Source organism: Nitratireductor arenosus (genome assembly GCF_009742725.1).
GTDB classification, from domain to species: Bacteria; Pseudomonadota; Alphaproteobacteria; order Rhizobiales; family Rhizobiaceae; genus Mangrovimarina; species Mangrovimarina arenosa.
In genome coordinates this window covers 1,392,093-1,417,939 of the sequence record NZ_WPHG01000001.1, presented here as the reverse complement: position 1 = coordinate 1,417,939, position 25,847 = coordinate 1,392,093, and the positions used below count along the sequence as shown (strand labels likewise).

The 25,847-nt window shown below is 63.1% G+C and carries 30 protein-coding genes and 3 pseudogenes; 16 read left to right on the top strand and 17 right to left on the bottom strand.

Annotated features, from left to right (window positions below):
- From arsH to GN330_RS06780, 4 genes and pseudogenes are all read right to left on the bottom strand, one after another.
- Positions 1-677 (bottom strand): annotated as a pseudogene (arsH, locus tag GN330_RS06795) (arsenical resistance protein ArsH); the annotation flags it as partial.
- A gap of 5 nt (positions 678-682) precedes the next feature.
- Positions 683-1,714, bottom strand: a pseudogene (arsB, locus tag GN330_RS06790) (ACR3 family arsenite efflux transporter).
- Between the two features lie 9 nt (positions 1,715-1,723).
- A pseudogene (locus tag GN330_RS06785) lies at positions 1,724-1,978 on the bottom strand (ArsC/Spx/MgsR family protein); the annotation flags it as partial.
- A 347-nt stretch (positions 1,979-2,325) separates the two neighbouring features.
- Positions 2,326-2,883 carry a TetR/AcrR family transcriptional regulator gene (locus GN330_RS06780; RefSeq protein WP_197435062.1) on the bottom strand — a complete coding sequence of 186 codons (558 nt, stop codon included), beginning with the start codon at positions 2,881-2,883 and terminating at the stop codon, positions 2,326-2,328.
- A 180-nt stretch (positions 2,884-3,063) separates the two neighbouring features.
- Here GN330_RS06780 and GN330_RS06775 point away from each other — a divergent pair, with 180 nt between their 5' ends.
- Positions 3,064-3,501, top strand: coding sequence for a hypothetical protein (locus tag GN330_RS06775; protein ID WP_156711842.1), 438 nt, complete (start codon positions 3,064-3,066; stop codon positions 3,499-3,501).
- A gap of 157 nt (positions 3,502-3,658) precedes the next feature.
- On the opposite strand, the gene GN330_RS06770 is transcribed toward GN330_RS06775, so the two are convergent.
- From GN330_RS06770 to GN330_RS06735, 8 genes are all read right to left on the bottom strand, one after another.
- Positions 3,659-4,951, bottom strand: coding sequence for a metal-dependent hydrolase family protein (locus tag GN330_RS06770; protein ID WP_197435061.1), 1,293 nt, complete (start codon positions 4,949-4,951; stop codon positions 3,659-3,661).
- Between the two features lie 82 nt (positions 4,952-5,033).
- Positions 5,034-6,344, bottom strand: coding sequence for a TRAP transporter large permease (locus GN330_RS06765; RefSeq protein ID WP_156711840.1), 1,311 nt, complete (start codon positions 6,342-6,344; stop codon positions 5,034-5,036).
- A gap of 5 nt (positions 6,345-6,349) precedes the next feature.
- The gene (locus GN330_RS06760) at positions 6,350-6,877 is read right to left on the bottom strand and encodes a TRAP transporter small permease (RefSeq protein WP_156711839.1); all 528 of its coding nucleotides are present in this window, start codon (positions 6,875-6,877) and stop codon (positions 6,350-6,352) included.
- A gap of 30 nt (positions 6,878-6,907) precedes the next feature.
- Positions 6,908-7,894: a TRAP transporter substrate-binding protein DctP gene (dctP, locus tag GN330_RS06755; protein ID WP_156711838.1), complete on the bottom strand. Its 987-nt coding sequence runs from the start codon at positions 7,892-7,894 to the stop codon at positions 6,908-6,910.
- Between the two features lie 58 nt (positions 7,895-7,952).
- Positions 7,953-8,927 carry a hypothetical protein gene (locus tag GN330_RS06750; protein WP_156711837.1) on the bottom strand — a complete coding sequence of 325 codons (975 nt, stop codon included), beginning with the start codon at positions 8,925-8,927 and terminating at the stop codon, positions 7,953-7,955.
- Between the two features lie 3 nt (positions 8,928-8,930).
- Complete coding sequence (locus GN330_RS06745) at positions 8,931-10,088, bottom strand: M24 family metallopeptidase (protein ID WP_156711836.1); 1,158 nt, start codon at positions 10,086-10,088, stop codon at positions 8,931-8,933.
- Positions 10,089-10,105: 17 nt separating this feature from the next.
- Positions 10,106-11,017 (bottom strand): branched-chain amino acid transaminase, encoded by a 912-nt coding sequence (locus GN330_RS06740; RefSeq protein ID WP_156711835.1) that lies wholly within the window; start codon positions 11,015-11,017, stop codon positions 10,106-10,108.
- Between the two features lie 47 nt (positions 11,018-11,064).
- Positions 11,065-12,111 carry an amidohydrolase family protein gene (locus GN330_RS06735; RefSeq protein WP_197435060.1) on the bottom strand — a complete coding sequence of 349 codons (1,047 nt, stop codon included), beginning with the start codon at positions 12,109-12,111 and terminating at the stop codon, positions 11,065-11,067.
- 346 nt (positions 12,112-12,457) lie between these two features.
- Here GN330_RS06735 and GN330_RS06730 point away from each other — a divergent pair, with 346 nt between their 5' ends.
- From GN330_RS06730 to GN330_RS06710, 5 genes are all read left to right on the top strand, one after another.
- A complete protein-coding gene (locus GN330_RS06730) occupies positions 12,458-13,402 on the top strand; it encodes a LysR family transcriptional regulator (protein WP_156711833.1) in 945 nt (314 codons plus the stop codon).
- Positions 13,403-13,861: 459 nt separating this feature from the next.
- The gene (locus tag GN330_RS06725; RefSeq protein WP_156711832.1) at positions 13,862-14,551 is read left to right on the top strand and encodes a class I SAM-dependent methyltransferase; all 690 of its coding nucleotides are present in this window, start codon (positions 13,862-13,864) and stop codon (positions 14,549-14,551) included.
- A gap of 47 nt (positions 14,552-14,598) precedes the next feature.
- Positions 14,599-14,982, top strand: a complete 384-nt coding sequence (locus tag GN330_RS06720; RefSeq protein ID WP_156711831.1) for a hypothetical protein — start codon at positions 14,599-14,601, stop codon at positions 14,980-14,982.
- Between the two features lie 120 nt (positions 14,983-15,102).
- Positions 15,103-15,615 carry a Dps family protein gene (locus GN330_RS06715; RefSeq protein ID WP_156711830.1) on the top strand — a complete coding sequence of 171 codons (513 nt, stop codon included), beginning with the start codon at positions 15,103-15,105 and terminating at the stop codon, positions 15,613-15,615.
- 89 nt (positions 15,616-15,704) lie between these two features.
- On the top strand, positions 15,705-15,953 hold the full coding sequence (locus tag GN330_RS06710; RefSeq protein ID WP_156711829.1) for a hypothetical protein: 249 nt from the start codon (positions 15,705-15,707) through the stop codon (positions 15,951-15,953).
- Positions 15,954-16,064: 111 nt separating this feature from the next.
- Here the strand turns inward: GN330_RS06710 and GN330_RS06705 are convergent, their stop codons facing one another.
- Positions 16,065-16,823, bottom strand: coding sequence for a Crp/Fnr family transcriptional regulator (locus GN330_RS06705; RefSeq protein WP_156711828.1), 759 nt, complete (start codon positions 16,821-16,823; stop codon positions 16,065-16,067).
- Between the two features lie 153 nt (positions 16,824-16,976).
- Here GN330_RS06705 and GN330_RS06700 point away from each other — a divergent pair, with 153 nt between their 5' ends.
- A complete protein-coding gene (locus GN330_RS06700; RefSeq protein ID WP_156711827.1) occupies positions 16,977-17,354 on the top strand; it encodes a response regulator in 378 nt (125 codons plus the stop codon).
- On the opposite strand, the gene GN330_RS06695 is transcribed toward GN330_RS06700, so the two are convergent.
- Both GN330_RS06695 and GN330_RS06690 read right to left on the bottom strand, forming a co-directional pair.
- The gene (locus GN330_RS06695) at positions 17,351-17,914 is read right to left on the bottom strand and encodes an RNA polymerase sigma factor (protein ID WP_156711826.1); all 564 of its coding nucleotides are present in this window, start codon (positions 17,912-17,914) and stop codon (positions 17,351-17,353) included. The two genes, GN330_RS06700 and GN330_RS06695, sit on opposite strands and share 4 nt — an antisense overlap.
- On the bottom strand, positions 17,911-18,126 hold the full coding sequence (locus GN330_RS06690) for a NepR family anti-sigma factor (RefSeq protein WP_156711825.1): 216 nt from the start codon (positions 18,124-18,126) through the stop codon (positions 17,911-17,913). The genes GN330_RS06695 and GN330_RS06690 overlap by 4 nt, the downstream gene beginning before the upstream one ends.
- 143 nt (positions 18,127-18,269) lie before the next feature.
- Between GN330_RS06690 and GN330_RS06685 the strand changes: the two genes are divergently transcribed.
- The 3 genes from GN330_RS06685 to GN330_RS06675 all read left to right on the top strand — a co-directional run bounded on the left by GN330_RS06685 (position 18,270) and on the right by GN330_RS06675 (position 20,406).
- Complete coding sequence (locus GN330_RS06685; protein WP_156711824.1) at positions 18,270-19,064, top strand: response regulator; 795 nt, start codon at positions 18,270-18,272, stop codon at positions 19,062-19,064.
- A gap of 102 nt (positions 19,065-19,166) precedes the next feature.
- Complete coding sequence (locus tag GN330_RS06680) at positions 19,167-19,331, top strand: DUF1328 domain-containing protein (RefSeq protein ID WP_156711823.1); 165 nt, start codon at positions 19,167-19,169, stop codon at positions 19,329-19,331.
- Between the two features lie 61 nt (positions 19,332-19,392).
- Positions 19,393-20,406: a sensor histidine kinase gene (locus GN330_RS06675; RefSeq protein ID WP_197435059.1), complete on the top strand. Its 1,014-nt coding sequence runs from the start codon at positions 19,393-19,395 to the stop codon at positions 20,404-20,406.
- A gap of 124 nt (positions 20,407-20,530) precedes the next feature.
- Here GN330_RS06675 and GN330_RS06670 read toward each other — a convergent pair whose 3' ends face one another.
- Entirely contained in the window at positions 20,531-20,728 is a 198-nt protein-coding gene (locus GN330_RS06670) for a CsbD family protein (RefSeq protein WP_156711821.1), read from the bottom strand.
- A 233-nt stretch (positions 20,729-20,961) separates the two neighbouring features.
- Here GN330_RS06670 and GN330_RS06665 point away from each other — a divergent pair, with 233 nt between their 5' ends.
- From GN330_RS06665 to GN330_RS06645, 5 genes are all read left to right on the top strand, one after another.
- The gene (locus GN330_RS06665) at positions 20,962-22,584 is read left to right on the top strand and encodes a CHASE domain-containing protein (RefSeq protein ID WP_197435058.1); all 1,623 of its coding nucleotides are present in this window, start codon (positions 20,962-20,964) and stop codon (positions 22,582-22,584) included.
- Between the two features lie 254 nt (positions 22,585-22,838).
- On the top strand, positions 22,839-23,162 hold the full coding sequence (locus GN330_RS06660; protein WP_156711985.1) for an ArsR/SmtB family transcription factor: 324 nt from the start codon (positions 22,839-22,841) through the stop codon (positions 23,160-23,162).
- Positions 23,159-23,569: an SRPBCC family protein gene (locus tag GN330_RS06655; protein WP_156711819.1), complete on the top strand. Its 411-nt coding sequence runs from the start codon at positions 23,159-23,161 to the stop codon at positions 23,567-23,569. Before GN330_RS06660 ends, GN330_RS06655 begins: the two co-directional genes overlap by 4 nt.
- Positions 23,570-23,617: 48 nt before the next feature.
- The gene (locus tag GN330_RS06650) at positions 23,618-23,839 is read left to right on the top strand and encodes a hypothetical protein (RefSeq protein ID WP_156711818.1); all 222 of its coding nucleotides are present in this window, start codon (positions 23,618-23,620) and stop codon (positions 23,837-23,839) included.
- A 118-nt stretch (positions 23,840-23,957) separates the two neighbouring features.
- Entirely contained in the window at positions 23,958-24,371 is a 414-nt protein-coding gene (locus tag GN330_RS06645; RefSeq protein WP_156711817.1) for a DUF1801 domain-containing protein, read from the top strand.
- Between the two features lie 47 nt (positions 24,372-24,418).
- Here the strand turns inward: GN330_RS06645 and GN330_RS06640 are convergent, their stop codons facing one another.
- On the bottom strand, positions 24,419-24,919 hold the full coding sequence (locus GN330_RS06640) for an MmcB family DNA repair protein (protein ID WP_156711816.1): 501 nt from the start codon (positions 24,917-24,919) through the stop codon (positions 24,419-24,421).
- 274 nt (positions 24,920-25,193) lie between these two features.
- On the opposite strand from GN330_RS06640, the gene GN330_RS06635 reads away from it, so the two are divergent.
- The gene (locus GN330_RS06635) at positions 25,194-25,811 is read left to right on the top strand and encodes a L,D-transpeptidase (RefSeq protein ID WP_156711815.1); all 618 of its coding nucleotides are present in this window, start codon (positions 25,194-25,196) and stop codon (positions 25,809-25,811) included.
- Positions 25,812-25,847: the final 36 nt, after the last annotated feature.

Genomic DNA, 25,847 nt, shown 5'->3' with positions numbered 1-25,847 from the left:
GCTGCTTTCCTTTCGCTCGGAATAGCGATCCGTCAGGCGCGCCGAAGCGTCGCGCGTCAGCAGCGCGAACTTGACCAGTTCCTCCATCACATCGACCACCCGATCATCGTAGGAGGAGGACGGTCTCATCCGGCCAGCCTCATTGAACTCCTGATATACTTTGGCCACGGAGGACTGGTTGGGGATCGTGACCATGTGCATCCAGCGGCCAAGCACGCGCATCTGGTTAACGGCATTGAAGCTCTGTGAACCGCCGGACACCTGCATTACCGCGAGAGTTCGGCCTTGCGCGGGCCGGATCGCGCCTACCGAGAGCGGAATCCAGTCGATCTGGCCTTCATGACCGCACTCATCGCGCCACGACGTTCGGGAGTGGTCCAGACTTGCCCTTCGGACCACAGCGATAGTTCGCGCAGTTCCTGAACCTTGGGATAATTGACATCAGCCCCATCAGGCAGCGGCAGGCCGTGCGGATCGAAGATGCGTGTTTCCGCTCCGAAGTGCTTCAGCAGCCGCTCGGCCTCGAATGTCAGAAACCGGCTGTGGGATCGCTTTCGGAGCGATCCATAAAGCAGCAGAATACGCGGCGGATAGGTACATGGAGTGGCATCGCGCAGCCGGTCAATGCCGGGAATATCAACGCAGCCAGCATCGAGATTGGGAAGATCGTCCGGCATCAGCGCTACGCTTCCCCCAGTTTGGATACTTTGCCCCCGCGCTCATACCAGCCTTTCGAGCGATCCACGATCCAGACAACCGAGAGCATCACGGGCACCTCGATCAGCACACCCACCACCTTGGCGAGCGCCGCGCCCGAGTGAAAGCCGAACAGGCTGATGGCGGCAGCAACCGCCAGTTCGCAGAAGTTCGATGCGCCGGTCAGAGCCGAAAGGTCGGCGACGCAATGCTGCTCACCCGCCAGCCTGTTCAGCAGATAGGCAAGGCCAGAGTTGAAATAGACCTGAATCAGGATTGGCACTGCAAGCCGGCCGATGATCATCGGCTGCGCGAAGATCCGCTCCCCCTGAAACCCGAACAGAAGAACCAATGTCGCCAGCAGCGCAACGAGAGAGGCTGGACCGAGCCTCGCAAGAAGTCTGCCGAGTGCAACCTGCCCACCGCCTGCCAGAAGCCGGCGACGAATGAGCTGCGCGGATAATGACCGGGATGACGATATAGAGCACGACGGACAGAACCAGCGCGCCTATGGCACGGTGATGGCCGACAGGCCCAGCAGCAGTCCGACAATCGGCGCGAAGGCGACAACCATGATCGCGTCGTTGAGCGTGACTTGGCTCAATATGAAATGCGGCTCGCCTTTCGTCAGGTTCGACCGGACGAACACCATGACCGTGCAGGGCGCGGCGGCAATATAGCTGTCGATCTGATCCGCTGGCAGATAGGGCCGGAACAGCAAGTCCACGAACAGCCAACCCAGCAGAGCCGTCGAGAACGGCTTCACCGCCCAGTTGATGAACAGCGTCAAGCCGATACCGCGCCAATGGCGGCCGACTTCCCCGAGCGCGGCGAAGTCGATCTTGAGCAACATGGGGATCACCATCAGCCAGATCAGCACCGCCGCCGACAGGTTGACGCTGGCGATCTCGGTCGACCCAATAATCTGGAACACACCCGACAGCAGATGGCCGAGCGCGATGCCGACGACGATACACAGTGCGACCCACAGGGTAAGATAGCGTTCAAAGGTAGACATGAAATTCCCTCAGGCCGTTGCGACACACCGACCGTGTTCGTCGATCAAGCGCTCGCCATCTTCCTTGACGAATTCGCCGCGTTGCGGGGGCAACAGATCGAGCACCTCCTCAGAAGGGTGGCAAAGCTTCACTCCCTTCGGACTGACGACGATGGGACGGTTGATCAGGATCGGATGCGCAATCATCGCGTCGAGCAATTGCTCGTCATTCAGAGCCGGGTCGCCGAGGTTCAGATCGGCATAGGGCGTTCCCTTCTCACGCAGCCTCGCCCCCGCCGACGTCTACTTCGGGCGCGGCGACATCATCATGCTGGAAAGGGAAAGGATCAAACGCGAAACCATCACGCGACGTCGCTTGCTTCACCGGGAAGCAGCCGCATAAAATGACAACCCTGATGGGCCAAAGCCTCTGTTAGCTCAACACGCCACCGGTCCGAAAAACTCTGACGACGGACACTTCTTCGATTTCATAATCTCTGCCATCGAGGCCGTGAGACCGGTCCTGACAGGACGGCCTTGCTCGCGCCACCGATCGCCATGCACGGGGAAAGTCTTTTTTGTTCTCCGCCTCGCATTCGCGCCTGCGCGGGGGCGCCGAGCCCTCGGCTTTGCTAGCCGGCCAGCAACCCGTTGATCCCTTGCCGCACCAGTTTCTCGGGATCGGCCCACGGATAGCCTCCAATCGTGATCAAGGTATGCGCGATCCCGTTGAGCATGCATGCAAGCAATTGGGACTTGTGCTCCAGGTTCTCGGCATCGACGTCTCCGCCCAACGCGGCATGCAGGGTCTCGCCAAGCAAGTCGAACCGGGCAAGTGTCTCGTTGCTGGAGACGAAGCCGGTCACATCGGTCTGGCTGACCCCTCCCGACATGAACACCATGAAATAATGGTCCCGGTGTTCGAGCCAGTAGGTGACGTAGTTCAGCGCAACCGCCTTCAACCGCGCTTTCGGGTTGCGTTCCGCTGCAGCCGCGCGGTTCAGGTCGTCAAACAGCCGGGCGAACACCTCGGCCCACAATGCGCCCAGGATATCGAACTTGCTGTCGTAGTAGCGGTAGAGCGTCATGGCCGTGCACCCCGCCTCCCGCGCCAGCCGGCGCATGGATATGGCTTGATAACCTTCCCGCAGGAACAGCTTCAGGGCGCACGCGGCGATGTGGGCGCGCATGTCGGCGACCTGCTGGCTCGAGCGGACCGGCCGCCCACGGGCTATGCGCTCGGGTTTCTTTGGTGGTGTCATGGTCGGAGCTGAATCTTCGAACGCGCGGAATTGACAAGTTGATTTATTTATAACACGTATATTTAATTAAAGCCAACGTGGCGGCGTATCTTTTTGGAGTGGCAAGCGATGACGACAGACAACGACCCCAAGGACATGGCCGGGCGCGAGCTGCGACTCTTCCGGAGCTTTTTCACGATCGCCGCATTGTGGAATTTCGCCGGAGCCGTGCCGGGTCTGTTCGATACCGCGGGCATGTTCGCACGCGAATTCGGTCGTGACCTGTCGGATCCCGTAATGATTGCCGTCTACCGTGGCGCGTGGGGCACGGCGCTGCTTTATGGCTTCGGCTTTCTAGTAGTCGCCTGGAGCCCGGTTCGACAATCCGGCGTGGTCCTGATGGGTGGACTGGGCAAGGCGCTTTTCGCGCTTAATCTCGCCTATTTGTTTTTGAATGGCTGGACGTCCGACTTCGCAATCGTCGTCATTGGCGGCGATGTCATCTTCTGCTCGCTGTTCGTTGTCTATTTCGCGCGGCTCCGGCGCCTCGGTCATGGCATCATCTGACCATCAAAAAACCTTCGCCGAGGCAGGCAGGCCCCCGGAGACCCGTCCCTTTTCGCAAGCACCCCGAATTTCGTGACGGACGTGACCCGGGCTACCAGCGATACGCGTTCTCCGCCTAGGCGACGAAACGCATATTCGTAAATTTCGAAGCTGACTCTTAGCCGGCTTTCGCCGCGGCCGGGTCAGCAACCGCGAGTTCGCCGCCGAACGCACTGCCGATCAGGAAGCGACTGGCGTCGCGGTCGACGACGGTGCGGCCATTGAGCATCACCCGGCGGATGCGCGAGGGTTCACGCAAGATCGCGATGTCGGCGAGCGGATCGCCGTCAACGACGACGAGGTCGGCCAGCTTGCCAGCCTCCAGCGAGCCGACCTTGCCTTCGAGCTTGAGCATGCGAGCGCTGTCCAGCGTCGCTACCCGGATCGCCTCAAGCGGCGCGAGCCCCATCTCGACCAGATAGGCGAGTTCGTCGAGATTGTTGCCGTGGCCGGTGAATGGAACGCCGGAATCGGTTCCCATTGCCAGTTTCACGCCCGCTCGATGCGCCGCCTTGAAACCCGCGACATGCGCCTCTATCGCCGAGCGCGCCTTGGCCACGGAATGTTCGGGTATGCCAGCGGCGGTGCCATGATGGACAACATTGCGCACCGCCGCCGAGGTGGCGACCAGCGTGGTGCCGTGTTCCAGCATCAGATCGATGCCCTCGGGATCGATGAAATAGGCGTGCTCGATCGAATCGACCCCGGCGCGCGCGGCGTTTTTGATGCCCTGCGTTCCATGGGCATGGGCCGCCGCGATCTTGCCGGCATTGTGCGCCTCCTCGACGGCGGCCCGCATCTCGGCGACGGTGAGTTGGGGGCTGCCGATCTCGGTACCCTGGGTGAGAATGCCACCGGTCGCGATCAGCTTGACATTGTCGGCGCCGGCCTTGAGCTGCGCGCGGGCCGCGCGCCGCGCCGCGTCGGGGCCGTCAACCTCGAGCCCGAGCAATTGCCAGCCGTGCCCGCCCGTCATGCACAAAGCGCGACCGCTGAGTACCAGGCGCGGCGTGATGCAAAGCCCGTCGGCCGCAGCCTCGCGCAAGGCGAAATCGATTTCCCCCGGCGTGCCGCAGTCGCGCACCGTCGTCACGCCGCCATGCAGCGACCGCAGCGCGTTTTTCGACGCCGTCATCAGACCGACAAGTTGCGCGCGCCGCGTGCCCAGCGCCACCGGCGCGGCGAGCGCGTCCATCGACAGGTGGACGTGGCAGTCGATGAAACCCGGCATTACGGTGCGACCCGCCAGGTCGACGACCGCCGAGCCGGTGTCCGCCACCGTTCGCGGCGCCTGGCCGGCGCCGACGGCGAGGATGTGCGCACCCTCGACCGCCACATAGCCGGAGAAGGCGCCACCGCGGCCGTCGATGATTTGGCCATTGTGAAAGACTGTGCGCTTGGGAGACTGCATCGACCGTCCTCGCAGGTTGGCGGCTTCGTGGAATCGTGGATCATTGTGCTGCCCGGCCCGCATGCGGCCGGGCGGGGGGCGCTTATTCCAGCATCTGCGACGGCAACCACAGCGACAAGGCCGGGATGGCTATCAGAAGCGCCATCACGATCAGATTGCAGATGATTATCGGCACCGCGGCGCGCATGATCGCGCCCATGCTGGTATCGCGCAGGATACCTTTGGCGACGTAAAGCAGCACACCGAAGGGCGGCGTTATTTGCGCAAGCTCGACATTGATCAGCATCGCCACGCAGAACCAGATCGGATCGTAGCCGAGCGCCATGACCACCGGGATGAAGATCGGGATGGTCATCATGATCAGCGGGATGCCGCCGATAGGACCGCCCAGGAACAGGGTGATCAGATGCATCAGCACGATGATCCAGATCGGCGGGATCGGCAAAGCCGTCGCCCAGCCAATGAGTTCGCGTGTCGCCCCGGTATAGGCGAGAAGCTGCGTGAAGGCCTTCGACGCGGCAAGGATCGCCAGCACCATCACCGAGATGCGCAACGTCGAAATCAGCGCTTCGCGCGTCACCGCCCAGGTAAGCTGCCCGTAGCAGGCGGCCAGGCCGAACGCACCCGCCGTACCGAGCGCGGCCGCCTCCGTCGGCGTGGCGATGCCGAGGAAGACTACGCCGATGACCAGGAAGATGATGATCGACAGCGGCAAGATGTATTTGACCGTCAGCACGAGGCGCTCGCCGAGCGGCACGGTCTCCTCGCTATAGCGCGGCGCGGCATCCGGATTGATGCGGCAGGCAATCACGACATAGGCGATATAGGCGAGCGCCAACATAATGCCGGGAATGATGATGGCGATCAGTAGCTTGCCGACCGACACCGATGCGACCACGGCCAGGATCACGCCAAGTGCGCTCGGCGGAATCATGATCGCCAGGCCACCGCTGCCGAGCAGCGGGCCGATGCTGAGCGAGGTGCTGTAGCCGCGTTCCCGCATCACTGGCGTCAGCGTGCGGATCAGCATGGCGGTGGTGCCGATGCTGGCGCCTGAAAGCGTGGCGAGCAGCGTGCCTGAGCCGATCGCCAGCAACGACAGCCGGCCGGGTATCGCGCCCATCCACGTGTCGAGCGTGTTGATCATCTTCATGGCTATGCCGGTGCGAAACAGCACCTCCCCCATGAGGATGAACAGCGTGATCGGCAACAGCACGAATACCGAAAGACTGCCGTAGACGCCGTCGATCAGGAGCTCGAAGCCGGCATCGCCCATGAAATAGCCGAGATAGATGATGTTGACGCCGAAGAAAGCGAACACCACCGGAACCCCGAGCAGGATAAAGAAGAAGAAGGTGCCGATCAGAAGAAGAAACGCGGTGTACCACTCCATGAGGCTCACATGTCCGATGGGTTCTGGGGATCGTCATCCCGCTTGCCGGAATGGGCTTGCAGGATCGAGCGCAGCACCTGGATCAGCCACAGGAAGCCGCCGAAGGGTATGACCGCGTAGATGTAGAACAGCGGCACTTCCCTGATCTTGAAGAAGTCGTAGGCGTTGCTGAGGTAGTTTTGCCAGGTGACCCGGACGCCATACCAGGTGAGCACACCGCAGGTGATGAGGGCCAGGGCCCAGGCGACGTAGCGCGCGATCAGCCGGATCGGCGCCGGAAACATCTGGATGATGGAATCGTCGCTGGTGTGACCGCCCTCGCGCTGCAGCCACGCCGCGCCAAGAAATGTCAGGAAGACCAGGCTCCATTCGTTGAGTGAGGTCACCCAGCCGAACGAAATGCCGAGGAAGTAGCGCGCGGTCACCTCCAGGGAGACGCTGATCACCTGGAACATGATCAGCGCGCACCCCAGCAATGCCAGGCAATCGAGCAGGCGGTCGAAGCCGCGGCCAAGGCGCGCGCCGATACCCATGGGTTCCCCTCCCTCGCGGTCGCGCCGGCGCTACTGGCGCAGGATCAACGCCTTGATCTCGGCGACGCGGTCGGCACCGAGCACATCGTCGAGAAACTCGAAGCGGCTGTCGGCGGCCATGCGGCGAAAGCGCTCCGCCTCCTCGGGCGGCAGATGCGTGAAGGTCATGCCGGCATCTTCCAGCCGCTTGCGCTCCTCGCCGGCCATCCTGGCGACGATATCGGCCATCTCCGCCTCGATCTCGATCTGCGCGTCGATCAATACCGACTGCAGCTCCGGCGTCAGGCTTTCGAACTTCTTGAGGTTCATCAGCGTGATTGTGGTGTGCGAGGGCCAGAACGCATCGGCAAGCCCATAATCAGTGACCTCGTGCAGGCCAAGATCGTAGACGAAGATATTGTAAGGCGCGGCGGAAACCACGCCGCGTTCCAGCCCGCCATAGATCTCCGAGATATTCATGCCGACCGGATTGGCGCCGAGCTTGTTGAAAAAGCTCTCGTAACCGGAATGCGAACGGATCTTCATGCCTTCAAAATCGGCCAGTTTCTCGATCGGTGTCTTGGAGAAGATGTAGAAGCCGGAATTGGTGGCGGTGCGGCCGATAACCTTGATATTGATCTTCTTGTGCGCCTCGTCGAGCAGTTCCAGATAACCGTCCGCACGCTCTTGCGCCGGCGTGATGCCGGACAGCCCGAGCGTGTCGATCTCCGGCACCAGCGCGGCATGCGCGGTAAAGGTCATGGTGATGTCGGCCAAGCCCTTGCCGACCGCGTTGACCTGGTCGCCGACCGGGAAGACCTCCGGACCGCCTAGTATCTCGATGCGCAGCTTGCCTTCGGCCTTGGTGTTGACCTTGTCGATCCAGGCGTTGAACACAGCCACGCTGTCCTCGACCTTGGACGGCTGCGAGAAGGTCAGCGCCTTCAAAACGATTTCTTCGGCATTGGCGTAACCGATGCCGGCCAGCACGACCGAAGCGGCCGCCAGCGACTTGATTGTCAGGTAAATTCCACGCATGTCGATAGTCCTCCCTTTTTGCAACAAGTATCGCGGCGCGGCGTGGCGCCGATCCTCCTCAGGTCATCTTGAACAATGTGCCCGTCCCCGCGGCGGCCGCGCGCCTGAATATCTCCCAGCCGATCACGACATCCGTGCTGGCAATGCCGCACACACCGACCAGCGTGCGCGCGGCCGGGTCGGCCCTGGCGCCTCCGCCGGCGACGATCTCCTGCAAGCGCTCGACCCGCGCCGGATCGAAGGCTGCGCGCGGACGCGCGCGGGCGAAAAGCCCGGTCAGATTATCCGGATTGTCGGCAACGATACGGTCCATGGCGCCCGGCACGTCGTCGTGCCAGGCATTGGTCAGATCGAGCGGCACGTAGAAACTGCCCGGCGCCAGGCAATCGGCCGTTACCGGCCGTGCCTCGCCCGGCGGGACCGACGACACGACGATGTCGCTCTGCGGCCCGACATCGCGAATGTCCTCGACGGCAACGACGGAGAACGGTCCCTCCCCGGCCATGTCGGCGGCGAAACGCTCGCGCGTCTCAGCGCGTCTGGAGGACACGTAGACCGTGCGAAGCGAGGGAAAGGCGGCCGCCATCACCCGGAGCGACCATTTGCCGAGCCCGCCGCACCCGACCAGAAGCAGCGTTTCAGGGTCGCGCCGGATCAACGCGCGTACCGCCACGGCCGCGCAGGCCGCCGTCCTCAGGAAGGTGACATACATCCCCTCCATGATGCAGACCGGATGGCCGTGATCGGGATCGTTGAGGACGATGATGCCGGTGGAATCGGCCAGGCCGCGGTCGAAATTGCCCGGGAAATACGAAACCCATTTCATGCCCAGCGCCCGAGTGCCATCCGCCCAGGCCGGCATGGCATGCAGGAAAGAACCGGGGTAGTCGGGATGGACGCCGATCTTGGTCGGCACTTCGACCCGGCCCTCGGCATCGAGACAATAGGCCTGCTCGGTCAAGCGCAGGGTCTCGTCGAGAGACAACCCGACCGAGCGGACGTCATTTTCACTGAGCAGCCGGATCGTCGTCACCGTTCAATGCACCTCAAATAGTCGCCAATGGGGGATGTCGGACATGATCTCGGGTCCCGCGGCCCGCACGACCACCTGTTCTTCCGGATTGACGAGGCCATCCTCGCTCTCGATCTTGGGTTCGGGCGTCAGCACCATGTTCTCGGCCAGAACGGTCATGTCGGTGCCCGAGATCGACGGCGGCTCGTTCTCCAGGCCGATGCCGTGACCGATACGCTTGGCGGGGTGGTCGGAATAGTTGCGCCATTGCGGCCGCGCGGCGAGCCGCGTCTGGGAAAATTCGAACAATTCGCGCACCGGCATTCCCGGCACCATCCGCTCGATAATCTCGTTGAGCAGGTTCCACATGCCGTCATGTTCGGCGAGCTGACGCGCCGACGGTTTGCCGAACACCGCCCGACGGGTGATGTCCATCTTATAGCCGGCAAAACTGCAGCCGCCGTCGATGTAAAGAATGTCACCCTTCTGGAAGGTCCGTCCGGCACCGGTGGCGCCAAACACCATCGGCGGCTCTGAACTGAGGTCGGCACCCTCCTCGGCGTAGAAGGCCAGCACCTGGCGCTGGACCTCGGGCACGGATATGCCGGGCCGTAACGCCTCGAAGACGCGCTGCCAGGCCCTGCCGCCGATGGCGCAAGCCTCGCGCATGCAGTCGATTTCCCATTCCGACTTGATCAGCCGGCATCCCCACAGGACGGGACCGGAATCGACAAAGCGGGCCTGCGGCAACTGCTCGCGCAACAGCTCGTAGTCGACCAGCGAAATGCCGAGCCAGGTCTCGCGCCCGAGCTCGATGCCGAGTTGACCGCCCGCCAGACCACGTTCGCGCACGATGTCGGCAATGCCCCAATCGACGCGCGGCGCGGTGGTGAACGGGACTTCCGGATAGATCCGCCGGTCCTCCACCCATGACGGAAAGGGCATGTGGTAGAGGCGCGAGAACATCTCCGGACCGGACCAGGTGATCAGCGCCGGCTCGCCCTCGAGCGGCAGCACGAGGATCGCGGGACGCGACTTCATCCAGCCCGGCACCTTGTGGGCGGTGAAGTAGCCGTAATGCACCGGATCGGTAACGATCAGCCCGTCCATGCCGTGCTCGCGCATCAGCGCGCGGGCGCGGGCGACCCGGTTCGTGTACTCGTCTGACGGTATCGTCGACATGCGGCCGCTCGCCTCCTTTACACGTATGTCAGCCACTCCGGGCGGCTTTTGCTGCGCCCGTAGACCGTATCGAAATAGGCGTCCTGGACCCGCTTGGTGATCGGACCGCGCTTGCCGTCGCCGATCCTGCGGCGGTCGAGCTCCACAAGCGGGGTGACTTCCGCCCCTGTGCCGACGAAGAACGCCTCGTCGCTGGTCAGCACGTAATCGCGCGAAAACAGTTCCTCGCGCACCTCCAGGCCCATGTCGCGGGCCAGAACGATGACGGTTTCGCGGGTGATGCCGGCGAGCAGGTGGGTGAGCGGCGGGGTCACCAGGCTCCCCTCGCGCACCAGGAAGATGTGCTCGACCGAGCCTTCGGCGACATGTCCGTTGGCATCGAGCAGCAGCGCCTCGTCATAACCGTCGCGCCGCGCCTCGGTGCGCGCCATTTGAAAAAGCATGTAGTTGCCGCACGCCTTGGCCTTCGACATGTTGGTATTGATGTGGTGTCTTGAATAGGTCGAAACGCGGGCCCGGCTGCCGTTCTCGATGGTCCCCCTACCAACATACTCGCCCCAGTACCAGACGGCGATCGCGACATTCACCGGGCATTCCTCGTAGGCCAGCCCCATACCCCCCTCGCCGATATAGGCGAGCGGCCGGATGTAGCATTGCTCGAAGGCGTTGGCCTTGATGATCTGCCGCGTGGCCGCGACGAGTTCGTCCACCGAATAGGGAACTTGAAAGCCGAGGATCTCGGCCGAATTGGCCAGCCGCGCGAGGTGCTCGCGCAGGCGGAAGACGGCCGGGCCATCCTCGGTCTTGTAGCAGCGGATGCCTTCGAACACACCGAAACCGTAATGCAGCGTGTTGCTGACGAGATGGACCTTGGCGTCGTCCCACGGGACCACCTCCTTGTTGACCCAAATCTTGTCGGCTTTCTCCATCGGGTATACTCCGGTCTGTCGTATTTGGTCTCGGGAGATGGCCGGCCTCAGCCGGCGACGCTTCTGTCCACGACGGCGTCGCCGTCGATCACGACGAGCCGGATACGGGACCTGTCCTGCAGGATCGAAATATCGGCCAGCGGATCGCCGTCGACGACCACGAAGTCGGCACGCTTGCCTGCCTCAAGGCTGCCGATCCGGTCGTCCATACGCAAAAGCCGGGCGCTGTTGAGCGTGGCGATCGAGATCGCCTCCATCGGCGGGACGCCCATCTCGACGAGGTAGACGAGTTCGTCGAGATTGTTGCCATGATCGGTGAAGGGCACGCCCGAATCCGTGCCCATCGCCATCCTGACGCCCGCCTTGTAGGCGCGCTTGAACCCGTCGATATGGCGCTCGATGGCCGCCTCGGCCTTGGCCACCACTTCGGGGCGGATGCCGGCGGCCACGCCGTGGCGCACAACGTTGCGCACCGCCGACGAGGTCGCCACCAGATAGGTACCGCGCTCGAGCATCATCTGGATACCCTCGTCGTCGATCAGGTAGCCGTGCTCGATCGAATCGACACCGGCCCGGATCGCGTTCTTGATCGCCGTCGTGCCGTGGGCATGGGCGCAGGATGTCTTGCCGGCGGCGTGCGCCTCCTCCACCGCCGCCGCCATCTCCGCGATACCGAGTTGCGGCGCGCCGATCTCGGAACCCGGCGTCAGGATGCCGCCGCTGGCCACCAGCTTGACGTTGTCGGCGCCCGCCTTCAACTGGCCGCGGGCAGCGCGGCGTAGGCCGTCGGCCCCGTCCGCCTCCAGACCGAGGCTCCAGCCGTGCCCGCCGGTCATGCAGATCATCACGCCGCTGAGTACGAGACGCGGCGTGACGCACAGGCCCTGGGCGGCGGCCGTCCGCAGAGCGAAATCGATACCGTTGCGCGAACCGCAATCGCGGATCGTCGTCACCCCGGCCTCCAGCGTGCGGCGGGCGTTGCGCGCCGAGCGCAGCACCGCGACCGCGTCGGTGTCGGCGGCGGCCTGGGCGCGCGGATCGGCGACACCGTCATTGCGCAAATGAACGTGGCAGTCGATCAAGCCCGGCAGCACCGTCCGCCCGCCGAGATCGCGTCGCTCAAGCGACGCATCAGCCTGCGTAGGAAATCCTTTGGCAATTGAAGAAATAACCCCGCATTCTACAACAAAATGCCCTTGAAAATCTCCGCCATTACCATCGATAATCCGGCAATTGTCATAAATAATCGGCAAATTAGGCTCCCTTCGCCAAAATAAACTTGACGTTGTTTTTTCTTATGCTTTTATCGAGTATGTCGGAAAGCCGGCACGCTGCCTAATGCGTTTTGCCCCCGCGCTCATACCTTTTGCGCATGGCTTCGTGTCGCGGGGCCGGCGCGCCGGCTCTTGCAATTTGCCGCACAAGCCATGACTATTCCGCATGGACTTGAATCTACGAGAGATTTCCTACTTTTTGAAAGTCGCGGAGTTGGGCAGTCTCGGCAGCGCCGCGGCGGCACTGGCGGTCAGCCAGCCGGCCCTGAGCCGCGCCCTCAAACGACTCGAGGACAGGCTCGGCGGCGAATTGTTCGTCCGCCACACGCTCGGTATGGATCTGACGGCGTTCGGCGACGCGTTCGTTCCGCACGCGCGCATCCTGCGCGCCGACGCCAACCGCACGATCGAGGACCTGAACCTTCTCAAGGGGGCGGCCAGGGGTGTGGCGCGCATCGGCATCGTACCAAGCGCGGCGAGCTATCTGCTGCCTCCGGTGTTCGACAACGCGCTGCGGAAATCGCCCGACATCCAGATTCATGTCGTCGAGGCGGCAAGCAGCCAGCTCGTTGCCGAGCTCGAGTACGGCAATGTCGACTTCGCCATCGCCAGCGCCATGCCGGCTCAAAACAGCGAAAGCATCGCCGCCACGGACCTGCTGAGGGAGCAGATGTTCGTGGTCGGCCGCCCAGGCCATCCGATCACCGCGGCCGGACGGTGCGCCATCGCCGATCTTTTGGCCTATCCGTGGATTGTGCCGGAAAAGGGTAACGCCATCCTCCTCAAGCTGCGCAGAATGTTTCTGCGCGCCGGGATGGAGCCTCCGCGCGCCAGCGTGTCGGCCAACTCCGTGCACACGCTGAAACTGACCGTCGCCTCCTCGGACTTCCTGACCATGCTGCCCGCCATGGGGTTCCGCCGCGAGGAGGAAAGCGGTCTGCTGCAGTCAATCGACGTCAACGTGCCGGCCGCGTTTCGCGATCTGAGCGTGCTGCGGCGCGCGGCCCGGCCCCTGCTGCCCGCCGCGACACTCGTCCTGTCGGAGCTCCGCAAGGTCGTCGCGCCCGCCACCGGCTCGGTGCAATCTCTGATCAAGCCGACGGCTCCGTAAGATCCGGGGCCGTTTCCGGACCCGACACGGTCCCGATCACGCCGGGGCGTCAGGAGGCCGCGCGGGGGTCGGCTGACCGCGCGGCTGTGCCCGTCGCGGGAGCCGGCATGTTCGAACTGACGGCGGTGCTTGTCGCCTTTCTCGTCCCGCTCGCCTACAGCCCCACCCGGGCAATATGCTTTGTGGCGCCTGCGGTGCGCGCTTCGGCGGGCGGGCCACCCCCTTACCCGCCCCGACAGGCTGCCATGTCGCGACCTGGCCGGTGACGGTTGTGATCGGCGACGCCGCCACGCTTGCCCCACCAGTCGAGTGCCGGCGCGATCAACCTCGTCTTCGGCACCGTTCTCGCCGCGATGGCGATCTGGATGGTGCCGCCATCGGCTGCAAGACCAGTGTACCTCTTGCGGAACGGCGCGGGTTTTCGTCCTATGCGGGTGCAGGACGCATCGGGATTTTCGCATGACGGACGATCGGGAAACGGAGATCGCGACCAGTTGGGAGCGCAATGCCGGGCACTGGTCGCGGGCGATCGCGGAAAACCGGATCGCAAGCAGGCGGGCCGGCACCGACCGGGCGATGGTGGAGACTGTCGCGCGACTGCGACCACGACGCATGCTCGACCTCGGCTGTGGCGAGGGCTGGCTCACGCGCGCGCTCGTCGAAGCCGTTGGCTGCACGGTCGTCGGCGTCGACGGAAGCGGCGATCTGGTCGAGACCGCGCGGCGCCTCGATGCCGGCTCGGCCTATCTTCATCTTTCCTATCAGGCGATCGTCGCCGAGCCTGGACGCCTGCCGGGGCCGTTCGACCTGATCGCATGCAATTTCGCGCTTTTCGGCAAGGCGGTCTCGCCGCTGCTTTCGGCACTGACGCATGTGCTGGAACCGGGCGGCGCCATCGTCATCCAGACGCTGCACCCCTGGCGGAGCCGCCCCGCCGAGGGCTATCGCGACGGCTGGCGAAAAGAAACCTTTACCGGTCTGGGAGACGAAGCCTGGGATGCGATGCCCTGGTATTTTCGCACGCTTTCGTCCTGGACCGGCGAACTCGGCGCGGCCGGGCTCGCCCTGGTCGAGATCGCCGAGCCGCTCGACGCGGATGGCGGCGAGCCGTTGTCGCTGGTCATGGTCTGCAAACCGGTCGCCGGCTAGCCACGCCACCCACGCCGCCATCCGGCCTCCGTCCATTCGGAACATTCGTGTCGGTCGGACGTTTGCAAGGCGAAAGGAGGCACAACATGGCACAATCGAAAACAGCCGCCACCAGAACCGGCAACGGCTCCGCGCAGCCCTCGGCCGAACAGATCGAGGAACAGATCGCGCAACTGAAAACGGACATTTCCGAACTCACCAGAACCATCGGTGCCCTCGGGACGCGCAAGGCCGATGCGGCAAAAAGCCGTGCGGTCCAGACCGGCGAGGCGATCGCCGCGCTGCCTAAGGAAGCCGTCAACATGCTGCGCACCGACATCGACCTTCTCGAACGCAAGCTCACAGCGAGCGTGAAGCGCAGTCCGTTGCGCGCGCTCGGCCTCGCGGTCGGCGCAGGGTTCCTGCTCGCACTCGCCGCCAGGCGCTCGTGACAAGCTGACGGTCGCGTCGGGCGCCGGGCGATACGCCGCCGGCGCTTGACGACCGGACCTTTAAACCCCTTTCGCAAACCGCACTCGCGCGATTTGCGTCATTCAACAAAGGAGACGGACATGGCCCAAGTCGCCACGGTGCTGAAACCGGAAGCCCATGAGGAAAAGATCAATACCGGCCTGAAAGACGCCTATCGCGCCGAGATGGCCAAAGCCCTTACATCGATCCTCGCATCGACATACAAGCTCACGGTCAAAAGTCACCTCTATCATTGGAACGTCGTTGGGCCTCTGTTCAAGCCGCTGCATGAGCTGACGGAGGATCACTACAACGCGCTGTTTTCGGCGGCCGACGTGATTGCGGAGCGCATCCGAGCGCTCGGCCATCTCGCGCCGGCCGGGCTCGGCAAGGCCGCGAGCTTTGCGCCCGATTCCGACGATGTCGACCATACGTCGGCGATCGGCATGATGAAGGACCTGATCAGGGACCATGAGGCGGCGACGCGCGAATTGCGCAAAGCGGCGACCAAGGCCGGCGACGCCGACGACGTGGTGACGGAGGACATGCTGACACAGCGCCTCACTTTCCACGAAAAGGCGATCTGGATGCTGCGGGCGACGGTCGCAGACTGAGCCGGCGCGTCGGCGGTGCTTGCCGGCTTATCCTTGCCCACGCAACCAGTTTGGAGGACGCCGGCCGAACACTCTAGGGAAGGCACATCATGACCGAGACATCGATGCATACCGAACTACGCGAGATCATGGCCGACGAGAAGCTGAGCCGGGACGAGCGCGTCTCACGCTTGGAGACGCTGCGCCGCGAGGCACGCGACAGGCAGCGCGCCGCGTCCGAGGCCGACATGATCCCCGATGACGGCCTGAACGACGACCTGCACGAAATCGAGTTGGCGTTGCAGCGGCTCGGCGTGGAGACCGTTTCGCGCGAGGACGGAGGCGCGGCGACGCTTTGAACCGTCGGCGCGGCTATCAGCCCCCCGACGACGATTGTCGACGGCCCGACGATGACCTTCCGGTCGCCGTCGGGCCGTTCGTTTGCCAGCGCCCAGTAGGCCGTTTCGTGGTCAGATGAACGGGCGCTTGCCTGAGGTGGAATCCGTCCAGCCCGCGATCTTGCACAGTCCGTCTTCGTCCAGAACCTCGCAGCCGCGGTCGAGCCAGCGCACAAGCCCGCGCGCCGCGATCTTGCGCAAGGTTTTGTTGGTATGCACGATCGACAGGCCAAGCGTATCGGCGAAATGTTGCTGCGAGACCGGCAGCATCTTCTTGCGCCCGTTGTCGAACAGGCCGGCAGAGCGCGCGCGCCGATTGAGGAAGGCGAGCAGGTAGGCCGCGCGCTCCAGAGCGGAGCGTCGGCCGAGGCTGAGCAAATGCTCGTCCAGGATGCGTTCCTCGCGCGCCGCGATCCATGTCAGGTCGAACCCGAGGTCGGGATAGCCGGAAAACAGCGATCCGAGCCGCCCGCGCTCGAATACGCACAGGGTCAGCGGTGTCAGCGCCTCGACGGAATGCTGCATTTCCCCCATCAGCGAGCCCTGAAGTCCGGCGAGATCGCCCGGCAGGATGAAATTCAGGATCTGGCGACGCCCGTCATCGAGGATCTTGTAGCGGAAGGCCCAACCGTCGAGAACGGTGAACAGATGAGCGCTATGCGTTCCTTCGACCAGGATGGTCGCCCCGGCATCGGCCGTCAGTTCTCCCGTCTTGAAGGAAGACACAAAGTCAAGTTCATCCACCGCGAAGTCGCGAAAATGCTCGCGTTTGCGCAGCGGACAGGCCGAACACTTCGTCCGCGGGGCACTCAGCTTGCCGTTTTTTGCCATGGAACCCCGCTGACTGCGCACGCACCCTTACCGATATCGCCCGCAACCGTGTCTTTTTTAAATGACATCGCGCGCCGCGGGAGGCAGTTGAAACGGTCAAAAACCGGCTGACCGTCGTTCGTGGTGAGGCCGAAAACAAACTGGACATATGCCTTGCCCGACCAAAAGACCAACATTCTGGTGATCGATTCGGAATATCTGATAGCCTTCGATACGGCGCAAATCCTGGCCGAGGAACTCGGCTGCGCCGTGGAGACGGCGACGCCGGAGACCGGCCACGATATGCTGCTTGCGCGACGTTTCGACATCGTCGTGATCGAGGTCCAGGACGACCGGGCAATGACCGAGAGGCTAGTGGCTGCCGCGCGCGCAGCCGGCGGCGCGGTGGTGTTTACCTCCACCTCTGATGAAGACCGCGACGGCGTTGACGGCTTTGCAGAATGGCCGGTCGTGCTGAAACCCTTTCCCTCAGCACAGATCACCCGGTCCGTCACCGCCATGCTGCCTGCCAGGCGCCCCACCCCCTGTTAGCCGGCGAATGCGCGCGAGACGATCGATGCCGAATCGCGATCGGGCCCGTAGTCGGCCTCGCCGGATACCGCCAGAAGCTCCTGCAGGCGCTGGCGAGCCCGGCTGACACGGCTCTTGATGGTGCCGACAGCACAGCCGCAGATCGCGGCTGCTTCCTCATAGGCGAAGCCGGACGCGCCGACCAGGATGATCGCTTCGCGCTGATCGTCGGGCAATTCCGCCAGCGCCTTGCGGAAATCGGCGAGGTCGAGCGAGCCGTATTGGGCCGGATGGGTCGACAGCCTTTCGGTGAAGACGCCGTCGGTGTCCTGCACCTCGCGACCGCGTTTGCGCATCTGGCTGTAGAATTCGTTGCGCAGGATGGTGAACAGCCAAGCCTTCAAATTCGTGCCGGGCTCGAAGCTGTCCTGTTTCGCCCAGGCTTTCATTATCGTGTCCTGCACGAGATCGTCAGCCCGGTCATGCCGACCGATGAGCGAAACGGCGAAAGCCCGCAAATTGGGCAGTGAGGCCAGCAGTTCGCGTTTAAAAGCCGGCTCCTCGCTGGAAGAAGAACTCATCTGCGGTCCTTTCTTCCCATCGGGGTGGAAGCCGATTTTTCGGCCTCGTCCAGTTTCTCAAGTAGGTCGAGGAACCGATCGGGGACCGTCTCCTCCTTGATGGAGTCGTAAAGTTCACGCAATTTCAACGATATGCGACCGCCCGTTTCAGACGATCCGGCAAAATCGGCTTGCACTGGATCGATTGCCGGCATCTTTTTTCTTTCCTTCATTTTCGACGGTTTCCCAAGCCCTGGTTCGATCTAAAATGCAAAAGCCGACAAAAAGTTCCATTACCGGGAACTTTTTTGTTCATCATGCGTTGACCAGCACTTTGAACGCCCAACCAATGTCATGACAAGGGAGACCCGTCACGATGTCGCTTTCAACCCGCATCGCCCCCCACCTGCCACTGCTGCGGCGTTACGCGCGCGCGGTAACGGGCTCGCAGACCTCGGGCGATGCCTATGTCGCTGCCGTGCTCGAAGCCTTGATCGCGGATGTGTCCGCCTTCCCCGACACCTCAAGCGACCGGGTTGCCCTTTATAAACTCTTTTCAACCGTTTTCGGTTCCACCACGGTGGAGATAGCACCGCCGCAGTCGCCGTTCGCCTGGGAGCAGCGCGCCGCGTCCAACCTGGCCACGATTCCGCCGGTGGCGCGCCAAGCATATCTCCTGGTGGCGGTCGAGGGGTTCAAAACCTCCGAGACGGCCGAGATACTCGATCTCGACGAAGCCGAGATTGGCGTCCTGCTCGAAGCCGCCGCCACCGAGATCTCGCGCCAGATGGCGACTGAGATCATGATCATCGAGGACGAACCGCTGATCGCGATGGATATCGAGCAGATCGTCGAAGAGCTCGGTCACACGGTGACGGGCATCGCGCGCACCCATGGCGAGGCGGTTACGCTCTACCGCAGCAGCAATCCCAAAATGGTGCTTGCCGACATCCAGCTCGCCGATGGCAGCTCCGGCATCGACGCCGTCAACGACATCCTGAAGACGGCGAGCGTGCCGGTGATTTTCATCACCGCCTTTCCCGAGCGCCTTTTGACCGGCGAGCGACCGGAACCGGCCTTTTTGATGACAAAGCCCTTCAATCCGCAGATGCTCAAGGCACTGATCAGCCAGGCGCTGTTTTTCAACGAAAATGCCGAAGCCGCCGCGTGATAGCGACTTCGTGAGCCAGGTTGACAATAATTTCAACGCGTTCAGCGGAACATAACGCGACCAGAGCCGTTTCTTCTCCGGCCAATTCGAAGGAGAACGTCTATGCTTTATTATGCCCTGGTCTTTCTCGTGATCGCTATCATCGCCGGCGTCCTCGGTTTCGGGGGCATCGCTGGTGCCGCAACGGGAATCGCGCAGATTTTGTTCTATCTGTTCCTGATCTTGCTGGTTATTTCATTGGTAGCGAGCTTCATTAGGCGGACATGAGACCGATCCGAAACCGGTCCGGCCGCGACATGGGTGGCCGGACCGTCTGCGGGGAATGGCGTTGAATAGAAAAGAGACCGACGAAACGGGCCGGAACTGGGAACGGCCGGATCAGGATGGCCAGAAATTCCAGGGACATCTGGTCACCGCGCTTCTGCGTTCGGGCGTCTGCCTGACCCTGCAGGATGCGCGCGGTCGGTATGTCTTCATTACCAATCTTCCCGATAGCTGGGCTTTGCCCGACCGGTCAGAACCGCGGGACGTCGACATTTACGGCGCCGAGTTCGCCGGGCGTCTCGACGAGGCCAAAGCCAGGGTACGCAACAGCGGCAATGCAGAGCGCGTCCACGCCGAAAGGGCGGACGGGCGCTTTTTCGAGTTTTTCATCGAATCCTATCCTGACGGCGCGGATATCGCGATCCTGACAACCGTGACGGAGCTGACTGAGGAACGCCGGCGCGAAAAAGTGCTGAAAAGCCTGTTGCGCGAGGTCAGCCACCGATCGAAGAACCTGATGGCGATCATCCAGAGCATCGCCTCGCAGACGGCGCGCTCGTCCGGGTCGCTCGCCAGTTTCCTGCCCAATTTCTACGGCCGGCTGCACTCGCTGTCGAAATCGCAGGACCTGATCACCGATTCGAGCTGGCGTGGCGCCAAGTTCCGCGATCTGGCCCATCAGCAGGGCGCCAAGTATTTTCGCGACGTCGCCAAGGCAATGCATCTCAGCGGCGACAATCCGAATCTGTCGCCGAACGAGACGGTTCATGTCGGCCTGGCCCTGCACGAGTTGATCGTCAACGCTCTGGCGGCGTCCCGGCTGAATGGCGGTACGCCGCGTATCCAGCTCGAATGCACGGTCACCGACAAGGCCGGTGTCGAAACGGCATCGATCGACTGGCGAGAGCTTCGGAATTTGCAAGACATCCAATCCGACAACGAAGAGGAACAGGATGCCTTCGGCAGCGCCGTCCTCAATCGCATTGCCCCGTCCGCGCTCGACGGAACGGCGCGCTACGGCGATGTGGAAGGCATCATTTCCTACACGCTGACCTTTCCGCTACATGCGAACCATTGAAGCGATGGGCGCGAACGTGGCGGACCACGGTCGCCGACGGGATTCCGCGCGCAAAAAAGCGGACCCGACCGGGTCCGCTCCTGAGCAACCGAAACGCCCGCGTGCGTCCGGTGGCGGTGCCCGGTCAGTGGCGACCCAGCCAATCATCGATTTCGCGTTCGGCCTCTGCCTCGGCCTTGCCGTAACGTTCCTGCAGCTTACCGGCGAGCTGCTTGCGGTTTCCCGCCACTACATCAAGGTCGTCGCCGGTCAGTTTGCCCCACTGTTCCTGCACCTTGCCCTTGAATTGCTCCCAGTTTCCTTCAACCTGATTCCAGTTCATGCCAGTCTCCTTTTTTCGTTTGACAATCGACCGTGTGATCGTCGTCCTTAAAACGCCCGGCGGGCGACGCGGTTCCACCGCCGACGTCGAAATGGACTGGCCAGAACAGCGTGGCCGAAAAACGCCGCGTTCGGCGCGCATGAAGGGACCGGCAGGGACCCGACAAGAATCAAGCCGTTGCAGCGGCCTGTAACGATGCTAACACTCACCGGCTGCGAACGCGGATGCATTACGTGAAACGATACCTGCCATTAATCGCCTTTCTCCTGGTCACCCTGGTCGGAGCCGGCGTCGCCTCCGCAGTCTACCGGACCGAGGAAGCGGCCAACCGCGCCCGTTTCGAGGTCATCGCCAACGAGGCGGTCGACCGCATCAGCAACCGCGTTAATCAGCATATCGCCCTTCTGGTCGCAACAATGTCGTTCTTCGAGGCAAATGGGGGCAAGGTCACCCAGCGGGCATTCGCCCGGTTCGTCAACGGGCTCGATCTCGACGGCGAGTTCGACGGTATCCACGGCATCGGCTTCGCACGATTGGCCACGCCGGCCGACGATGTCGAGATCGCCCGAGAGATCGAGCGCAATTACGGCCTTGCCCGCGTCGTAAGGCCCGAGACCGACCAAAAGCTGCGCGCGCCGATCATCCTGCTGGAACCGCAGGACGCGCGCAACCGCGAAGCTCTCGGCTACGATATGTATGCCGAGACCACGCGACGCGACGCGATGGAGCGCGCCATGGCCAGCGGCAAGCCGCGCGCCAGCGCACCGGTGGAACTGGTGCAGGAAATCACCAACCAGAAGCAGGCCGGGTTCCTGGTCTACCTACCCCTGCCGGCGAAAGCCGCGCAGGGCGCGGGCCCGCGCGACGACCATGCCGGCTTCGTCTACGCGCCGTTCCGGGCCGGGGACCTGCACGTGGCCGCGTTCAACACGAGTTACCAACTGCCGGTCGAGGTCGAGACGACCGACACGACCGGCGACGACGCCCGGTCTCTCTATCGCTCGAAGGCTTTCGGCAGCGACGAGACGTCCGCCCAGTACATGATCAGCCGCTCGATCGAGGTCGCCGGCCGGCAATGGACACTGAGAATGCACGAGAGTCCCGGCTTCCTGCGCGGCCGGACCAATTTTTACACCTTCATCGTCGGCGCGATCTCGCTGCTTCTGGCCGCCGCGATCGCCGCCTCGGCCCGCTGGCAGATCAGGGCGGTCGAAAACGCGCACGCGCTTCATGCGCTTTCCGAGCAAGCGGTTAAGGAAAAGGAGCTGATCCTCCAGGAGATGAAGCATCGCCTGAAGAACGCGATCGCCCGCATCCTGGCCATGGCGCGCCAGACCGGCGCGCGGGCGGCCTCGGTGGAGGAGTTTTCGGACTCCTTCACCGCCCGCCTGCAGGCCATGGCCAATGCCCAGGACATGCTGACGCGCTCGCGCTGGCAAAAGGCGGATCTGCGCGAATTGCTGTGTACCGAACTCGACCAGGTGTTCGGCGAGGCGCTGGGAGAGGATCGTGTCGCCGGCCCGGCCGTCGAGCTCGACGAAAAACAGAGCCAAGCCTTCGCGCTCACCTTCCACGAGCTGGCGACCAACACGCTCAAATATGGCTCGGGGGCGGAACGGCAAGGGCGGCTGAAAGTGACATGGCGCGTCGAAGGACCGCCCCGCAGCCGGTTGCTGCGCCTGATATGGGCCGAACAGACGGAAAGTGCCGTCCACGAACCGGAAACCCGCGGCTTCGGCAGCCGCCTTATCGACGCCAACATTATCGGTGAACTCGGCGGCCGCGTCGAGCGCAGCTATGGCGAGGCCGGGTTTTCGGTCACGATAACGGTTCCGTACCGCCGATCGCGGCGATGATGCCGGCCGGTCGTCCGTAGGGCCGGCGCGCCCTGTCGAGCGGGGTTGACGGCGAAGGCGTTGCGCCCCCGCACCACGAAACGTTTCGCCACGACCATTCGCACCCGATACCGGCGATACGCGACGCATAAACAGCGAAGCATGATAGATTCAATGCCCCTGTTCCAGGATAATGCCGCCAAAAGCTCCGGCTTGACAAGCGCATAGCCCGATAGTTATTGATGCGATCAATAGCCAATGAGTTATCAATTGAAATGCCACAGCCGTACGAGATTCTTTTCAAGACGCTCGCCGATCCGACCCGTCGGGCGATTTTCGAGCGGCTGTGCCGCGACGGGGAGCAGACGGTCAAAACCCTGACGGCTCGGGCAGGAGTCTCGCAACCGGCCGTCTCGAAACATCTGGGCGTTCTACGGCGGGCAGGGATGGTGCGCGATCGCCACGAGGGTCGCCAGACGCATTATAGCGCGCAGCTTGGCGCGCTTGCCCCGCTCGTCGACTGGACACAGCAGATGGCCGGCTTCTGGCAAAGCCGGTTCGACGACCTCGAAGATCTGCTCGAAAGGATGGACCAATGAGCGACACCGCGACGGGCACGCAAAGCATCGTCGTCGAGCGCGAGATGCCGCATCCGCCCGAAAAGATCTGGCGCGCGCTGACCCAGCCGCACCTGATCGCCGAGTGGCTGATGACAAACGATTTCTCGCCTGTCCTGGGCCACCGCTTCGGTCTGCGCGCCGACTGGGGCGCCGTCGCCTGCCAGGTTGAAGCTATCGAGCCCAACCGGACGCTGTCCTACACCTGGGACACCAAGGATCTTACGAGTATCGTCACCTGGAGCCTCACACCGACATCGGTCGGCACACGGCTGCGTATGGAGCAAACCGGCTTTCGGCCCGAGCAGCAATCCTACTATCGAGGCGCCAAGGCGGGGTGGCCGCGGTTTCTGGCCAATCTTGAACGGGTGCTGGAAGGGCTCGACTGAAAACCGCCGACCGGCCCGCTAGCGTACATCTTCAAAAAGGAGGTTTCCTTGGCCTGGAGCATATGGATCAGACAATTGCACCGCTGGTTGTCGATCGCCTTTACAGCAGGCTTCCTCGTCAACATATACGCCATGAGCGGCGGGCAGGAGCCGGCCTTCTGGGTGTACCTGTTGGTGCTGGTTCCGCTCTTCCTGCTGCTGCCGACCGGATTGTATATGTTCGTGCTGCCCTACGCCGCCAAATGGCGCGGCAGGCGTGGCGCGGCGTGAACGCGACGGGCCCGGCTGGCAGCGCGATGTCGCATACGCCCGGTCCATCCGCGAGGCGGTCGGGCGACTGAATATCAGGCGACAGGTCCGCAACGGAACTTCGAGGTACGATTATCCAATGAACCCATCGCAACGTATCGACCGGATGATCGCGGACCTCGCCGACTGGCGTGGCAGGACATTGGCCGAAATCCGCAAAGCCATTCTGGAGGCCGACCCGGAGATCGTCGAGGAATGGAAGTGGATGGGCAGCCCGACCTGGTCGCGCGACGGGCTGATCGCGGTCGGTAACGCTCACAAGAACAAGGTCAAGCTGACCTTCGCCCACGGGGCCGGCCTGCCGGATCCCGACGCGCTTTTCAATGCGGGGCTGGAAGGCAATGCAAGGCGGGCGATCGACCTTTTCGAGGGCGACAGCATCGATGCGCCCGCGCTGACGGCACTGGTGCGCGCGGCCATCGACTATAACTGGACCAAATTGAAGAAAAACGCTTCCACAGGCGCGACCAGACATGGCGGCAAGAAGGCATGAAGAGAACCGGGCCGCCCGCTGGCCCGGCCATTCACCCCCGTCATCCGCTAATCGCTTTCGCCGTCGAGCACGGGCACGCTCAGCCCGGCCAGTTCGGCATTGGTCAGCCGCGCCGCGCCGGCGCGCGCGAAACGCAGCATCAGCGCGCGGCGGGTCGCCGGCGCCAGCCGATGCTCGGGTGCCTCGCGCAGGATTTCGGCGCCATAGCCATCGGCGAGGATGAAACCGCATTCGGGCGGAAAGATCGACGCCGGCACCTCGGGATGGGTGGCGAAGAAGAACCGGTCGGAATGGGCCCGATAGTCCGGCCATTTGCGGTCGACCCGGAAATCCTCCACCGATGATTTGATCTCGATAATCCAGAATTCGCCATTGCGCATTATCGCTACCAGATCGGCCCGGCGGCCGCTGGCCAACGACAATTCGGGCAGGACATGCGCGCTCATCTGGGCGAGCATGCGTTGCACGCCGCGCCTGACGAGAAGCGCGTTGTGCGACTGGCGGCCGTCGGCCAGCGGGTTGGATGGGACGGGGGTCACGATCGGCATGGCGGCACAATGCCATGATCGTGCCGGCGCGCAAACCGGCCAAGCGTAGGGGACCATTCACTCCCGACAGGACAAGCCGACCGGCAATTTTCTATCACAACCGTGTGAAAATGTTGCCGAAATGCAATGATTGCGCACACAAATGCTTCTCAAGGCGGGTCGGGCGCGTTTCCCGACTTGGCAAACATGCTTGATAGCAGTTTAACGAACGTGGCATAAACATGGCTTGAATCGGGCGCAATTGCGCATGGTGGGGAACGCGCGGATCGTGAGCATGACAATCAGATCATTTGTAACCGCCGCCGGGCTGGCATTGGTCGTCGCCCTGGCCGGGTGTACGAGTACGTCCTTCCGGGTGTTCACGTCGGACTACGGATCGAAGCGCGACGCCGGCTACAGCCTGCCGTCGATCCCGATCAGCAAGGTCCCGCGCAAATATCACCGCCAGATCGTGCGCTACGACACGAAGGAAAAGCCGGGTACGATCATCGTCGATACCTCGGACAAGTTCCTTTATTTCGTCATGCCCGAGGGCAAGGCGATGCGCTACGGCATCGGCGTCGGGCGCGAGGGTTTCGAATGGAGCGGCACGGCGCGCATCGCCGCCAAGCGGGAATGGCCGGTGTGGACGCCGCCGGCGGCGATGATCAAGCGGCAGCCGGAACTGGCCAAATATGCCGGCGGCATGCCGCCTGGCCTCAACAATGCGCTCGGCGCGCGCGCGCTCTACCTGCATAACAAGCGCGGCGACACCGGCTACCGTCTGCACGGCACGCCGGAATGGGCCTCGATCGGCCGGGCGATGTCGTCGGGCTGCATCCGTATGATCAATCAGGACGTGATCGATCTTTACGACCGGACCGACATCGGCGCCAAGGTCATCGTCAAATAGCCCGCGGACCGTCCAGGCAACACGGACGTCCAAAAA

Bases quoted from the DNA above. Each gene is read 5' to 3' on its own strand.
- GN330_RS06760 (WP_156711839.1), bottom strand. From the start codon at position 6,877: ATGGGTATCGGCGCGCGCCTTGGCCGCGGCTTCGACCGCCTGCTCGAT.
- GN330_RS06740 (WP_156711835.1), bottom strand. From the start codon at position 11,017: ATGGAGAAAGCCGACAAGATTTGGGTCAACAAGGAGGTGGTCCCGTGG.
- GN330_RS06770 (WP_197435061.1), bottom strand. From the start codon at position 4,951: ATGCAGTCTCCCAAGCGCACAGTCTTTCACAATGGCCAAATCATCGAC.
- GN330_RS06645 (WP_156711817.1), top strand. From the start codon at position 23,958: ATGAACCCATCGCAACGTATCGACCGGATGATCGCGGACCTCGCCGAC.
- GN330_RS06725 (WP_156711832.1), top strand. From the start codon at position 13,862: ATGACGGACGATCGGGAAACGGAGATCGCGACCAGTTGGGAGCGCAAT.
- GN330_RS06635 (WP_156711815.1), top strand. From the start codon at position 25,194: ATGACAATCAGATCATTTGTAACCGCCGCCGGGCTGGCATTGGTCGTC.
- GN330_RS06640 (WP_156711816.1), bottom strand. From the start codon at position 24,919: ATGCCGATCGTGACCCCCGTCCCATCCAACCCGCTGGCCGACGGCCGC.
- GN330_RS06655 (WP_156711819.1), top strand. From the start codon at position 23,159: ATGAGCGACACCGCGACGGGCACGCAAAGCATCGTCGTCGAGCGCGAG.
- GN330_RS06730 (WP_156711833.1), top strand. From the start codon at position 12,458: ATGGACTTGAATCTACGAGAGATTTCCTACTTTTTGAAAGTCGCGGAG.
- GN330_RS06715 (WP_156711830.1), top strand. From the start codon at position 15,103: ATGGCCCAAGTCGCCACGGTGCTGAAACCGGAAGCCCATGAGGAAAAG.
- GN330_RS06670 (WP_156711821.1), bottom strand. From the start codon at position 20,728: ATGAACTGGAATCAGGTTGAAGGAAACTGGGAGCAATTCAAGGGCAAG.
- GN330_RS06660 (WP_156711985.1), top strand. From the start codon at position 22,839: ATGCCACAGCCGTACGAGATTCTTTTCAAGACGCTCGCCGATCCGACC.
- GN330_RS06745 (WP_156711836.1), bottom strand. From the start codon at position 10,088: ATGTCGACGATACCGTCAGACGAGTACACGAACCGGGTCGCCCGCGCC.
- dctP (WP_156711838.1), bottom strand. From the start codon at position 7,894: ATGCGTGGAATTTACCTGACAATCAAGTCGCTGGCGGCCGCTTCGGTC.
- GN330_RS06710 (WP_156711829.1), top strand. From the start codon at position 15,705: ATGACCGAGACATCGATGCATACCGAACTACGCGAGATCATGGCCGAC.
- GN330_RS06705 (WP_156711828.1), bottom strand. From the start codon at position 16,823: ATGGCAAAAAACGGCAAGCTGAGTGCCCCGCGGACGAAGTGTTCGGCC.
- GN330_RS06685 (WP_156711824.1), top strand. From the start codon at position 18,270: ATGTCGCTTTCAACCCGCATCGCCCCCCACCTGCCACTGCTGCGGCGT.
- GN330_RS06690 (WP_156711825.1), bottom strand. From the start codon at position 18,126: ATGAAGGAAAGAAAAAAGATGCCGGCAATCGATCCAGTGCAAGCCGAT.
- GN330_RS06680 (WP_156711823.1), top strand. From the start codon at position 19,167: ATGCTTTATTATGCCCTGGTCTTTCTCGTGATCGCTATCATCGCCGGC.
- GN330_RS06780 (WP_197435062.1), bottom strand. From the start codon at position 2,883: ATGCGCGCCCACATCGCCGCGTGCGCCCTGAAGCTGTTCCTGCGGGAA.
- GN330_RS06775 (WP_156711842.1), top strand. From the start codon at position 3,064: ATGACGACAGACAACGACCCCAAGGACATGGCCGGGCGCGAGCTGCGA.
- GN330_RS06765 (WP_156711840.1), bottom strand. From the start codon at position 6,344: ATGGAGTGGTACACCGCGTTTCTTCTTCTGATCGGCACCTTCTTCTTC.
- GN330_RS06695 (WP_156711826.1), bottom strand. From the start codon at position 17,914: ATGAGTTCTTCTTCCAGCGAGGAGCCGGCTTTTAAACGCGAACTGCTG.